This window comes from Oceanospirillum sediminis (assembly GCF_014164585.1).
Taxonomy (GTDB): domain Bacteria; phylum Pseudomonadota; class Gammaproteobacteria; order Pseudomonadales; family Halomonadaceae; genus Oceanospirillum; species Oceanospirillum sediminis.
Genome location: NZ_JACJFM010000007.1, coordinates 168,643 through 181,889 on the forward strand (window position 1 = coordinate 168,643; position 13,247 = coordinate 181,889).

Here is a 13,247-nt window from a genome sequence, read left to right on the forward strand (position 1 = left end):
ACAACGTGTCAGACGAACCTTCATTAAATACCTGTTTTTTTATCCAGTAAAGGTGTAAGACATCATATCATCTGGGTTTGTGAAAACGTACACAATCCGACTATTTAATGACGGCTTGCGACTTCCTATGCGCTTATATCACGCTATAGTTTTATCAGAGTTCATCATTTTCTGTATCGGATCGATATGTTCTGTTATAAATTCTGATTCAGAAAGCAGATCAATAACAAGGTGTTATGGCAGAATTTACCCCACACGAGTTTTCTGAACAGTTGTTTGCTCTGGGTTATTCAACCCCTGATCCTGAACAACTTATCGCCGGAACCATTGCACTGATCAGCAGACAGTGGGGGTGTCAGTGCCTGACACTGTTTACTTCCGCCGGAGATATTCTGTTCAGTACTCATTGTGAGCAGGCAGAGTTTAAAGTCAGCTATCGGCCAGAAAATGATCAGGTCAGACAACACGGGGAGCTGTTTTCAGTACCTCTGTCAGACCAGTTCTTCCTGTTAAGCGATCAGCCTCCAGTTCCTTTGTTCAGTTCACTCTGGGCAAAATGCTTTGCTGATCACCTACAGCGACAGAACAACAGTTCAGAATCCATTACAGCGGAACAGATCACCCGCATGGTGATGGATAGTATTCCCACAAGGGTATTCTGGAAAAACACCTCAAAACACTATGAAGGAGCCAACCAGGCTTTTATGCAGGATGCCGGTGTTTCTTCTGCTGCAGAGCTTCGGGGGATGACCATCAATCAATTACCCTGGGCCAATCAGAATCGTCAGGTATTTGATCATCAGGATGACCTGTTACTATCAGGCCAGGCAGAATCGGCGGATTATGAAGAAGCCCTGCTGACTAATGGAAAAACCCAGTGGATTCAGGGCCATAAACAGGTCATTCGGAATAATAAGGGCGAAATCAGTGGCATTCTCGGGACTTATCACGATATCAGTGCCAGAAAGCAGGATGAAGAAAAGCTGAGACTTTTAGCTACCGCGTTTGAATCACATGAAGGCATCGTAATTGCCAACAGTCAGGGCATCATTCTGGAAGTGAATGCTGCATTCTGTGAAATCACCGGGTACAGCGCCGATGAAATCGCCGGAAAAACCTTTCAGGTTCTGCACTCAGGTCGCCAGAATCAGCAGTTCTATCGCGATATGTGGGCATCAATCAATCAGCGCGGACGCTGGGAAGGTGAAGTCTGGAACAAACGTAAAAATGGTGAAATCTACCCTGAATGGCTGACCATCACAGCAGTGACCGACGACAGTAATGAGGTTACTCATTATGTCGGAGCCTTTGTTGATCTGACAGAAATCAAAGCCCAACAGGCAAAAGTCCGGCGGGCAGCCATTCAGGATCAACTAATCGCTCAGGTCTTTCGCCTGACCCTGCAGGGCAGCTCCATTGGCCATTACCTGCAAAGAACTATGGAGCTGATTCTGGAATCTCAGCCCTGGCTGATGTCTGTCGCGTCGGTCCATCTGGCTCCCTATCAGGAGCACACACACTGGCAGACCGTATTTAATCTGAATCTGCCTGGCAACGGTAACTCCAGCATTGCCGATCACCCTGATACTCAGGAGCTGCTGAAAGAACTGGCTCAATCACGCCAGCCCAGAACCCTTCTGAGCTGCCATCACTGTAAATCAGCACCTCCTCATGGCCATCTGCTGATTCCTCTGCAGATTGAAGATCAGTTTATCGGCGTGGTAATTCTGGCTCTGAGAGCATTTGATAACCACAACCCGGATGATGAATCTCTTTTAATGCGTCTGTTCAATGTACTGGCTCTGGGTATTTCCCGTCGTCAGACAGATCAGGCATTGATTACAGCAAAAGAGGAAGCAGAGCGGGCTAATCTGGCAAAGTCCCAGTTTCTGTCCAGTATGAGCCATGAACTGCGTACCCCGCTGAATGCTATTCTGGGATTTGCCCAGTTGCTGGAGCTGGAAGAACTGGATGAGGCTCAACTGGAAAACGTGACCGAGATTATCCATGCCGGACGCCACTTGCTGGAGTTGATCAATGAAGTACTGGACCTGGCGAAAATCGAGGCTGGACGCCTGGACCTGAGTATAGAACCTGTTCCTCTGAATATGGTGATCTCTGAATGTCTGTCACTGACTCAGCCGCTGGCAGACAAGAGACAAATCACCATCAATTGTGATCAGAACGGACTCGATTCATTGTATCTGACGGCTGACCGAACCCGGGTCAAACAGATTATCCTGAATCTGATGTCCAATGCGGTAAAATACAATAAAGAATCCGGCTTTATTCTGCTCGAATTCAGTACCCCGGAATATGGCATTGTCAGGATCTCAGTCAAAGACACAGGAGCAGGAATACCTGAGGAAAAAAAATCTGAGATATTCCAGCCTTTTCAAAGGCTTGGAGCTGAGGCATCTAATGTAGAGGGGACAGGTATCGGACTGGTTATCAGTCAGAAACTGGCCCGGAGTATGAAAGGAGAACTGAGTTTTTCCAGCCAGGAAAATCAGGGCAGCCATTTCTGGATTGATTTGCCTCAGCACTTTTCTGATCCAGAGCACAATGACGAAGCGAAAGATAATGATACACTTTAGTTATAACTGGCCGATTTATTAAGATGTCCCAATAAAGACCTAAGGCAGGATATACCCCATGACCGCTTCAATGATTAACTTATTTGATGCCCGACTTCTGATCGTTGATGATGAACCGGTCAATGTTAAATTACTGGAGCGTACACTGGCTAAAGCAGGTTATACCAGTATCCGATCCACAATGGACCCTCGTCAGGTCTGCGATCTGTTTGCAGAGCATCAATTTGACCTGATTCTGCTGGATCTGAACATGCCTCATATGGATGGCTTCGCGGTTATGCGTGCCCTGGCAGAACGCTTTTCTCCCTTACCTCAGGTACTGGTACTGACTGCTCAGAGTGCTCAGGAATTCAGAACCCAGGCTCTGGAACTGGGAGCCAGAGATTACGTCACCAAACCTTTCGAACGCAATGAGCTACTGCACAGGGTTAGTAATCTACTGGAAAGCAAGCTGTACCGGGAAGGCCTGGAACGCCTGAACGAGTCTCTTGAGCACAAAGTGATTGAAAGGACCGCGGAACTGAATGAAACTCGCCTTCAGGTAGTACGCCGTCTGGGACGAGCGGCAGAGTACCGGGATAATGAAACCGGTCTGCATATTGTGCGCATGAGTAAAATCTCCCGTCTGCTGGGTGAAGCTATGGGTATGGATGACGCTCAGTGTGATTTACTGCTCAATGCCAGCCCAATGCATGATATTGGCAAAATCGGTATCCCGGATCATATTCTGCTGAAACCGGGAAAATTTGAGCCGGATGAATGGGAAATAATGAAAACCCATTCTCAGATCGGCGCTGATATTCTGGAAGGGGCTGAATCAGATCTGCTACGAATGGCAGGAGAGATTGCCCTGACTCATCATGAAAAGTGGGATGGCACAGGGTATCCAAATGGCCTGCAAGGCGAAGAGATCCCTCTGGTTGGCCGAATTTGCGCCATTGCCGATGTATTTGATGCTCTGACATCAGAACGCCCCTATAAAAGAGCCTGGGCCGTTGAAGATGCGCTGAAACTGATCAGAGAAAACCGGGGATTGCATTTCGATCCGGCGATTGTGGATGCCTTTATGGACAATCTGGATGAAATTCTGAATATACGAGATGCACACAAAGAACCTGAAAGCGAGCAGTATCAAGGAGACTGAATTCAATATCTCTATCCACAGGCTGGAAAATAAGCTTGACAAACACCCTGTGGATAACTCTGTTGTTAAGCCCTGTTTATCCGTGGATAATTTTTGTGGATAACCGGGTCTCTCCATGATACTCCACTCTTATTCCACACTACTTTTACTTAGATCGAACCAGTCAATGCATCGATTACAGAAAGATCCGCTATCTTTCCAGAGTTCAACATAAGGCTTAATAGGCAAAATAAGGTTTTTTCGCTATCCTCCCGCCGATACCCCAGAGATTCGGATATTCTTATGTTTAAGCCCATAACACGCAGAGTCCTTGCCAGCCTGGCAGTGCTGATTCCGACAGTTCTCCTGTCAGCCTGCAGCGATAATGACTCTCAGGCTGTCAGCTATCCGGAATTGCCTTACCTTACCAGCCTTGAACAGGCCAGAGTAACAGTATCCGGATTCTCCTCCGGAGGTTATCTGGCCAATCAGCTGCATCTGGCTTATCCCGAAAAAATTGAAGGCGTAGCAATATTTTCAGCAGGCCCCTGGGGCTGTGCGATTAAAGGACTCAGCCATGCTCTGATGTCTTGCATGCAAACGCGCTTCCCCATTGCCAGTCTGGAAGAACGAATGGCCATTATGCATAGAGCCAGCCGGAACGGCGAAATCGGTGATCTGGCTCTGGTAGTTGATGATCCTGTGTATATTTTCTATGGTCAGAGTGACCGTGTGGTAAAGCCATCAATCAGTGAAAGTCTGATCGGTTTTTACCAGACTCTGGTGGCCTCGTATAACATCCGCATTACCGCCATACCAGAGGCAGGTCACGCCTTCCCGACACTGAGCAGTGACAATGACTGCGGTGATCCGGATGCCAATCATCTGCAGAACTGCCATTTTGATGGCGCAGGAGAAGCGCTGAGAGTGCTGTATGGGCCTTTGCAGATACCCACCAGCTCAGATCAGTTAAAAGGTGAATTTCTCGAGTTCGGCCAGAATGCTTTTTTTGATGGCAAAGGCATGCTGGACAGAGGTTATCTTTATCTGCCTGAAAGCTGCAAATCAGGCGCCGCCAGCTGTCAGCTTCATGTGGTCTTTCATGGCTGTGATCAGAGCGCAGAAGCCATCGGTAATCAGTTTTTCCGCTCCAGCGGTTATAATCGCTGGGCCGATAACAATAACCTGGTTTTACTTTATCCACAGGCCAGAAAAAGCCTGCCCAACCCACAGGGCTGCTGGGACTGGTGGGGCTATGAGAAAGACCAGTTTTATTCCCGCGATAATCAGCAACTCGCCGCTATTATTCGTATGATTGAACGTCTGAAAGGTGATGACCAGAAAAACGCGGCAGGCCGGATGAAACAAGCGGATGGCAGTCAGTAAACATAGGTACGTAAACACGTCAGATAATAAAAACCCGCTTCATCAAAAGCGGGTTTTCATTGTTATATCAAGGAATTACTCTCACTCAGCCCAGCACTTTTTTCATAAAAGGTGGCAGACTTAACGCCCCCCGATGAATATCCGCAGTGTAGTACTCAGTATCGAATGCTTTACCTTCAGAAGCATCTGTACGGAACGACTTCACATCAGTTCCTTTACCTGCCATAGTGCAGCTCCACCAGCCCGAAGGATAAACTGGCTGAGGAAATGGCAGTGTAGCCGTTGTTGTAAAGCCAGCTTCCTGCATATCCGTATGCAGGTCACGAATGATACTGTCAGTATGATACAGCGGAGATTCTGACTGCTGTACCATAATGCCGCCCTGTTTCAGAATTCGGAAACAACGCTTAAAGAAATCAACCTTGAACAAACCTTCAGCCGGGCCAACCGGATCGGTCGAGTCGACGATAATCAGATCAATGCTTTCTTCCGGGCAGTTATCCACCCACTTTACGCCATCTTCAAACAACAGCTCAGCCCGAGGATCATTGTTACTGTCACACAGCGCCGGAAAATACTGTTCAGACAGATCCGTCACCAGCTTATCAATATCAATCTGGGTGACTTTTTCAACTCCGGGGTGCTTCAGCACTTCACGTAGTGTTCCACAGTCGCCGCCACCAATAATCACCACACGTTTCGGATCAGGGTGTGTAAACAGCGCCGGGTGAGACATCATCTCGTGATACAGGAAGTTGTCACGATCCGTCAGCATGACACACCCATCAATGACCATCAGGTTGCCATAGGTTTCCGTATCATAAATTTCCAGTTTCTGATATGGACTCTGCTCTTCGTGCAGCTTTGCTTTAACCTTCATGGAAAAAGCAGAACCACAGGAAGAAAAAACTTCGGTAAACCAGCTGTTATCCAGTTGCTCGCTCATGATGACCTCAACACAATCAGATGGGCGGTAAAAAGCACCAATATAATAAGGGCGGAACAATACTGAATGTTCCGCCCGGAGCAAAGTAATTTTTATTCTGTCTGATAAAAAATGGCAGATTTTACCGTTCAGATATCACAGTATACTCCACCAGGATCCAGATTCAGTCATTTTCAGGATACCCATCACCAGCCAACGGCTTTACATAGCTATCGCGGCAGGCTCCACTGTTTCTCCCAGGTCGGCCTGTTGCTGAATCAGCATACGAATATAGGCCTGAGCCTGAGGGTAACCCTGGTGTGCGGCACGGTTTACCCAGTAAACACCCAATGTCTGACTGACCGGAGTACCATCACCCTGTAAAAACATCAGCCCAAGCTGGAACTGAGCCGGAATAACCCCGGAATAGGCCGCTTTATGTGTCCAGCGGAATGCTTTACGATCATCCCGATCGATACCGTAGCCCAGACGATACATATTGGCCAGCTGCCACATAGCCGGTCTGATACCCGCATGAGCAGCCTGACGATACCAGCGAGCGGCCTGAGCAAAGTCAGGATCGGCCCCTTCTGGACTCATAAAGATACCAGCCAGATTATATTGAGCGCTGGGTTCACCGGCTCTGGCCGCTCTCTGGAACCAGTAACGGGCTTTCTGCTCGCTCTGAGGTACACCATCCCCAATATGGTACAGACGTCCCAGGTTCACCATCGCATTCAGATCACCCTGTTCAGCAGATAGCTGATACCAGTATGCCGCCTGTTTGCTGTCTTTACTGATACCTTCACCATTTTCATACATCAGCCCCAGATTATACTGGGCATCCGGATCATCTCTTTTCGCAGCATAAAGGTAATAGCCCATCGCTTTCAGGTTATTTTCCTCAACGCCTTCTCCGGTATCGTAAATCACTCCCAGATTCACCATCGACTCAACATGTCCCAAATCAGCAGCCTGCTGATACCAGTGCACAGCCTGCTGATTATCTTCCGGGATACCATCACCAAAGTCATATACCTTCGCTAGCTCATACATAGCATCGGACAGACCCGAATCTGCAGCTTTTCTCAGCCACATCAGCGATAATGCATCGCCGCCTTTCTCTTTCATTTTCTGATCATAGTACTGTGCCAGAGTCATCATCGCCCGGCGGTTACCCGCCTCAGCCAGTGCCATTAGCTGTTCCATATTATCACTGGCTTTCACCTCAGCGGTCTCCTGAGAGGTATAGGACGGATTCATAGCATCCTGTTTTTCGCTGCTGATCGCACAAGCCATCAGCCACCAGGCAGTGGTCAGAATAAACAGTAAACGCATAACACCCTCCTGATTCAGGTCATGCCTGAATAACCGGTGGCCAGACAGGATATGACGAAGCACTCATACCCCACATAAACTTAAGTATGGACCCCATAACCCTGTCCATGAGAACTTTTTTTCTTCTATCCGACAGTTCATGCTTAGAATGCTTTGCATCCGGAAAGGATGTAGCGATAATGCCGCCATACTTTTACTGACTGTTTTCCCTCTCGGAGATTGCCAGACTATGACCGACTGGAGCCTTGATGACGCCTTCCGTACTTACAATATTGATCACTGGGGCAGTGATTATTTTGGTGTTAATCCGGAAGGGCGGGTCACAGTAAAACCCTCACCGGCTAACCCTTCTGCATCAGTAGATCTGATGGCTTTATGTCAGACATTACAGCAACAAGGGCTGGCTATGCCCGTGCTGGTTCGATTTACTGACATACTCCACCACAGAGTGAATCGCCTCTGTGCCGCTTTTGACCGGGCGATGTCTGAACAGAATTATCAGGGAGGATACACGGCGGTTTATCCGATTAAAGTGAACCAGCAAAGACGGGTGGTTGAGGAAATTCTGAATACTTCAGCCCGTTCTGACAATCGTGTCGGACTGGAAGCTGGCAGTAAACCTGAATTACTGGCCGTCCTGGCTCAAACCGGCAAACCAGACTCTGTTATCGTTTGCAATGGCTATAAAGATCGCGAGTATATTCGTCTGGCTCTGCTGGGTGAAAAACTGGGCCATAAGGTATTTATCGTCATTGAGAAGATGAACGAACTGAACCTGGTGCTGGAAGAAAGTCGGAAAATCGGCGTCACTCCTCGTCTGGGGATTCGTGCCCGTCTGGCCTCTATTGGCAAGGGTAACTGGCAGAATACCGGGGGAGAAAAATCTAAATTCGGTTTATCCGCGACCCAGATTCTGCAAGCGGTAGATCAGCTGAAACAAGCCGGTGCGCTGGATTGTCTCCAGCTGCTGCATTTTCACCTGGGTTCTCAGATCGCCAATATCCGGGACATCCAGCGTGGTCTGAAAGAATGTGGCCGCTTCTATCACGAATTATGCCGACTCGGGGCAGGTATTTGCTTTGTAGATGTCGGTGGTGGTCTGGGCATTGACTATGAAGGCACCCGTTCACGCAGTATCTGCTCCATCAATTACAGTATGGAAGAGTATGCGAACAATGTCGTTCATGCTATCAATGACGTCTGTAACAACCATGACCTGCCCCACCCTCATCTGATTACAGAATCAGGACGCGCCATCACTGCCCATCATGCCGTATTGATTACCGATGTGATCGACATTGAATCCCCTGACACCTCAGCTCCGGACAGCATCAGTCCGGATGAACCTGCAGTGATACAGGAACTCTGGCGAGTCTTCCAGCTGGTACGTCAGGGGGCCGATGAGCGCTCTCTGGTCGAAAGCTACCATGATGTCGTGCAGGCTATGTCAGAAGCACAGGATATGTATACGCTGGATATTCTGAGCCTGCATCAACGCTCTCTGGCAGAGCGTCTTTATACTGCAACCTGTGCTCAGCTAAGAGGACAACTGAATACACGGAACAGAGCTCACAGAGAGATACTGGATGAATTAAATGAAAAGCTGGCAGATAAGTTATTTGCTAACTTCTCACTGTTCCAGTCTTTGCCTGACGTCTGGGGTATTGATCAGATATTCCCGATCCTACCGTTATCCCAGTTACACCAGCCACCGCTGCGCCGGGGAGTTATCCAGGATATTACCTGTGACTCGGATGGTCGCATTGACCTTTATGTTGATGGTCAGGGTCTGGAAACAACCCTGCCCCTGCCTGCCTGGCCAGAAGGCGAGCAACGTTTGCTAGGCGTATTTCTGACCGGTGCTTACCAGGAGATTCTGGGAGATATGCACAACCTGTTCGGTGACACCGATTCCGTCGATGTAACAATCGATAAACAGGGCCAGGTGCAGATTAATCAGATCATTAAAGGGGATACCGTTTCCGGTGTACTGGAATACGTTAACTTTGATCCTGCCACCCTGATAGAAAATTACCGTCAGAAACTGGAAAGCAGTAGCTTATCGGAAGATGAACAAAGCCAGTTTATGTCCGAGTTACGAGAAGGGCTGGCAGGTTACACCTACCTGGAGGAATAAACCGGAATCCAGGTAATTTGGAGGAACTTCAGGGATACAAAGTATAAAGAGCCATGAATCATCGCGGCTCTTTATTATATTCCGATAGACGGCACTCTTAACATTTATCAGATAGAAATAGTAGAAGAGCCACTGTCATCCTCTCTCTGCCGCTCCTCTGGCTTGTGCTCTTCATACTTCTTTTCAATATAGTCTTTGGCATCATTCAGCTCATTCTGGGCAGCCTCTGCAGCTTCCTTACCTTTATTCCATAGCTTTGAGCCAAAATCCTTCAGACTGTTGCCAACATCTTCTGCCGCCTTAGAAGCATTTTCCCCTAAACCTGAGGTTGCTTCTGATGCTTTATCTCCAACTTCAGACGCAATTTCAGAAACCACTTCCCCGGTTTCTTCCAGTAAAGCATTGGCTTTTTCTTTCAGCTCCTGAGTATCCGCAGCCTGCAACTGCAGACTGAAAAGCAGAGCCATCAGCATAAGAGATATCTTTTTCAGCATAGAAATACCTGTCAGAAAAAAATCATAGCATTAAGACCTATGATAACAGGAAAAGATCCATTTAAATGTGCATACCTCTAACATCTTCGAGTAAAGTATGAGCCTGCAGCATAGGCCAGATCGTTTCTGCATCAACCGGTTTGCTGAACAGATAGCCCTGAGCATAATCACAGCCTTTGTCATACAGCATATCCAGCTGAAACCTGGTTTCTACGCCTTCAGCGACCGTTTGCAGATTCAGACTCCTACCCAGATTAATAATCGCCGTAGGAATAATCTGATCACTGCGTCTGTCTGTCAGCTGTTGAGTAAATGCCTTGTCAATTTTCAGCTTGTTAGCGGTAAAGCGCATCAGATAACTTAATGATGAATAACCCGCACCAAAATCGTCAATTGAGATCCCCACTCCCATATCAGAGATTTCTCTGAGCAGCTTTTCTGTTTGTTCCGGATGCTTCATCACCGTCGTTTCAGTAATTTCCACATTCAACAGCTCGGGCGGTAGCCCCGTGGTATCCAGTACATCTCTGATATAATCTGCAAGCTCCGGATTCTCAAACTGGATCGCCGATAGATTGACTGCAATTGTGACCGGGTGTGTCAGTTGTCGGTTCCACTGCGCTCCCTGCTCGCAAGCCGATAGCAAGACCTGATTGCCAATCTCATGAATCAGTCCGGTTTCTTCTGCATGTTCAATAAAATTGCCAGGATAAATCATCTCACCTTCAGAGGGCTGCCAGCGAATCAGAGCTTCTACCGCAGCTATAGAGTGGGATTCGATTTCTACAATAGGCTGGAAGTGCAGCACAAACTCATTCTGGGTAATCGCCTGCTTCAGCTTGCCTGTTAAAGCCATCCGGTCGACATTCAGTGCACTCATGGTGTAATCAAAAATCTGATAACGCCCACGTCCCAGCTCTTTCGCTTTATACATAGCCATATCTGCATGCTTTTTCAGCGTTTCTGAGCTATTACCATGATCCGGATAAAGGCTTATACCAATACTGGCTCCGACATATACTTCCCGACTGCCAATGATAACAGGCTGCTCAACCTGCTCGATAATCTTGGCTGCAACCACTTCCATATCATTTAATTCATGGACACTACGGATAATTGCTGTAAATTCATCGCCACTGATCCGTGCGACAGTATCCGGTTGACGCAGGCAGAGCTTAATACGCCTGGCAACTTCAACCAGTAGCTGATCCCCCACTGAATGTCCCAGAGTATCATTCACATACTTAAAGCGATCCAGATCAATATAAAGCACACCAAAGCGGCCATTTTCACTGGCGCAGGTTTTCACTTCCTGCTCAAGACGGTCCTGGAACAGAATTCTGTTAGGCAACTGCGTCAGAGCATCATAATAAGCCAGCTGTTCCAACTGCTGTTCGGCCTGCTTCATATCACTGATATCCATAAAGACACCAACATACCAGGTGCTATTGCGTTCTGGATCATTTACCGCATTAATGGTCAGCCATTTAGGAAAGACTTCACCGCTTTTTCTTCTGTCCCAGATCTCTCCACTCCACTGCCCCTTATTGGCCAGGCACCCCCACATATTCCGGTAGAATTTTTCAGAATGACGTTCAGATCGGGTAATATTAGGATTTTTACCCAGCACCTCAGCTCTGCTATAACCTGTAATCTGGCAGTAAGCCGGGTTCACCTCCAGAATTCTGGCATCAGCATCAGTGATAATAACGGCTTCACTGGTGTTATAAATTGCCATCTTGAACAACTGTAATTGTTGCTCAGCCCTGGAACGTTGCTCTATCTCCAGTAACAACTCGTCATTCATTTTTGCCAGAGCAGAGGTTCTCTCTTTTACCCGGTGTTCCAGTTCATCATTAGCGATCTGAAGCGCATCCAGAGCATGAGTCAGCTCTGACTCCGCATGCTCTTTATGTAAAACCTCCTCCTTCAAACGCAGATTCTGTTCTTCCACCCTGGCCTGAGTCTTTTCCAGTGAGTTCAGTGTTGAGTGGAAACAATCAATAGCTTCCGATAACTGTTCAAGTTCCTCGGAATCATAATGATCTCTGGAACGGCGAAACCTCAGGTTACCTGAAGCCAGTTGATTCATAGCATAAATCATCTGATGCAACTGCCGGGATAGACGACCGGACTGACGCAGGCTGAATACCACCAGGAATGTCATAATGACAAAGACAATAAGTGAAACAAGCAGAATATGCTGCTCAAACACAGCCAGCTGTACTTCCGTCTCTTCCTCTGAGCTTTGTCCCATGATTTCCAACAATCCAACAAAGTGTTTATGGGTTTCAGCAAACAACTGATTAGCGCTCTGCAGGGTCTCCTGGTATCGCAATCTGTTATCAGATTGCTGTAAAGCTGATTCAACAGCCTGAATATAATGCTCAAGGCTCTCTTTAAGTATCAGTACGGCTTCCTGACTGCTTTTGTCTGAATACTGTCTGTGAATATCAAACTGATTATCCAGCCCTTGTTGTACCTGCCTGATAATCTCAATTCTGGCAGCTCCCAGAGCAACCAGATCCTCAGCATTCAGATCATTTCTGTATCGGGATAGTAAATCATGCACAGACAGGTGATTTTTGGAAAAATCAGAAAGCAGAGAGGTATAGTGGTGAATCGCAGATAAGTCATGTTCAACAACATTCTGAGTAAGCTGATGCTGACGCTTTAGCAGAGTCAGCATCATAAGAATGACAATACCTGTTACCAGAAAACCAAGTACAGGAATTACCAGAAGCTTCTGGCGTAAAGATAATCGAGTCAACATAAGCAACCTGTAACTTCTGTCATAAAACAGCGTCAACAGCATGGGACAGAAGTAATCGTTATTATTTTTTTAGTTATGCCATCAACTAAAATCTATTATATCTGCTATTGAATGATAACCCCTCCTATAAACAGGGTATTATGTTTTCTTTTGTTGCCGGGAGTGCCTGTAGCTTAGCAATGGATCAATCAACCAGAGGCTGTTTCATATCAATAAAAGACGCTATCTGACGCGCTGATAGTTTTGTTTTACCAAAAGGAAGCAAAGCGAGCTATTACAGTTTATTTCTTCAGGACAGTACAACTGGTATTTGATCGCCTGCACTGTATCAGTCACGGCAGGGGTCAGCCATGTTCTCCATTTCCCGGCCGGACTTTTCTTCATACAACGAAAAAACCCCGGTCATAGAGACCGGGGTTCTTAATTTAAAGCTTGATGATGTCCTACTCTCACATGGGGAGGCCCCACACTACC

General features: G+C 47.2%; 8 protein-coding genes. 4 read left to right on the plus strand and 4 right to left on the minus strand.

Translation table 11 applies throughout. From position 1 onward, the window contains the following. Positions 1-236: 236 nt before the first annotated feature. From H4O21_RS08025 to H4O21_RS08035, 3 genes are all read left to right on the plus strand, one after another. On the plus strand, positions 237-2,597 hold the full coding sequence (locus H4O21_RS08025) for a PAS domain-containing sensor histidine kinase (protein WP_182808329.1): 2,361 nt from the start codon (positions 237-239) through the stop codon (positions 2,595-2,597). Positions 2,598-2,655: 58 nt separating this feature from the next. Continuing rightward, a complete protein-coding gene (locus H4O21_RS08030) occupies positions 2,656-3,741 on the plus strand; it encodes an HD domain-containing phosphohydrolase (RefSeq protein WP_182808330.1) in 1,086 nt (361 codons plus the stop codon). Between the two features lie 282 nt (positions 3,742-4,023). Further along, complete coding sequence (locus H4O21_RS08035; RefSeq protein ID WP_182808331.1) at positions 4,024-5,106, plus strand: extracellular catalytic domain type 2 short-chain-length polyhydroxyalkanoate depolymerase; 1,083 nt, start codon at positions 4,024-4,026, stop codon at positions 5,104-5,106. Positions 5,107-5,191: 85 nt separating this feature from the next. Here H4O21_RS08035 and speE read toward each other — a convergent pair whose 3' ends face one another. Beyond that, positions 5,192-6,052: a polyamine aminopropyltransferase gene (speE, locus tag H4O21_RS08040; protein ID WP_182808350.1), complete on the minus strand. Its 861-nt coding sequence runs from the start codon at positions 6,050-6,052 to the stop codon at positions 5,192-5,194. A gap of 201 nt (positions 6,053-6,253) precedes the next feature. Continuing rightward, positions 6,254-7,369 carry an SEL1-like repeat protein gene (locus tag H4O21_RS08045; RefSeq protein ID WP_182808332.1) on the minus strand — a complete coding sequence of 372 codons (1,116 nt, stop codon included), beginning with the start codon at positions 7,367-7,369 and terminating at the stop codon, positions 6,254-6,256. Between the two features lie 229 nt (positions 7,370-7,598). On the opposite strand from H4O21_RS08045, the gene speA reads away from it, so the two are divergent. Continuing rightward, the gene (gene speA, locus H4O21_RS08050; protein ID WP_182808333.1) at positions 7,599-9,506 is read left to right on the plus strand and encodes a biosynthetic arginine decarboxylase; all 1,908 of its coding nucleotides are present in this window, start codon (positions 7,599-7,601) and stop codon (positions 9,504-9,506) included. Positions 9,507-9,613: 107 nt separating this feature from the next. On the opposite strand, the gene H4O21_RS08055 is transcribed toward speA, so the two are convergent. Both H4O21_RS08055 and H4O21_RS08060 read right to left on the minus strand, forming a co-directional pair. Beyond that, positions 9,614-10,000: a hypothetical protein gene (locus H4O21_RS08055; protein ID WP_182808334.1), complete on the minus strand. Its 387-nt coding sequence runs from the start codon at positions 9,998-10,000 to the stop codon at positions 9,614-9,616. A gap of 61 nt (positions 10,001-10,061) precedes the next feature. Then, positions 10,062-12,773: a putative bifunctional diguanylate cyclase/phosphodiesterase gene (locus tag H4O21_RS08060; RefSeq protein ID WP_182808335.1), complete on the minus strand. Its 2,712-nt coding sequence runs from the start codon at positions 12,771-12,773 to the stop codon at positions 10,062-10,064. Positions 12,774-13,247 lie beyond the last annotated feature (474 nt).

Bases quoted from the DNA above. Each gene is read 5' to 3' on its own strand.
- H4O21_RS08025 (WP_182808329.1), top strand. From the start codon at position 237: ATGGCAGAATTTACCCCACACGAGTTTTCTGAACAGTTGTTTGCTCTG.
- H4O21_RS08030 (WP_182808330.1), top strand. From the start codon at position 2,656: ATGACCGCTTCAATGATTAACTTATTTGATGCCCGACTTCTGATCGTT.
- H4O21_RS08035 (WP_182808331.1), top strand. From the start codon at position 4,024: ATGTTTAAGCCCATAACACGCAGAGTCCTTGCCAGCCTGGCAGTGCTG.
- speE (WP_182808350.1), bottom strand. From the start codon at position 6,052: ATGAGCGAGCAACTGGATAACAGCTGGTTTACCGAAGTTTTTTCTTCC.
- H4O21_RS08045 (WP_182808332.1), bottom strand. From the start codon at position 7,369: ATGCGTTTACTGTTTATTCTGACCACTGCCTGGTGGCTGATGGCTTGT.
- speA (WP_182808333.1), top strand. From the start codon at position 7,599: ATGACCGACTGGAGCCTTGATGACGCCTTCCGTACTTACAATATTGAT.
- H4O21_RS08055 (WP_182808334.1), bottom strand. From the start codon at position 10,000: ATGCTGAAAAAGATATCTCTTATGCTGATGGCTCTGCTTTTCAGTCTG.
- H4O21_RS08060 (WP_182808335.1), bottom strand. From the start codon at position 12,773: ATGTTGACTCGATTATCTTTACGCCAGAAGCTTCTGGTAATTCCTGTA.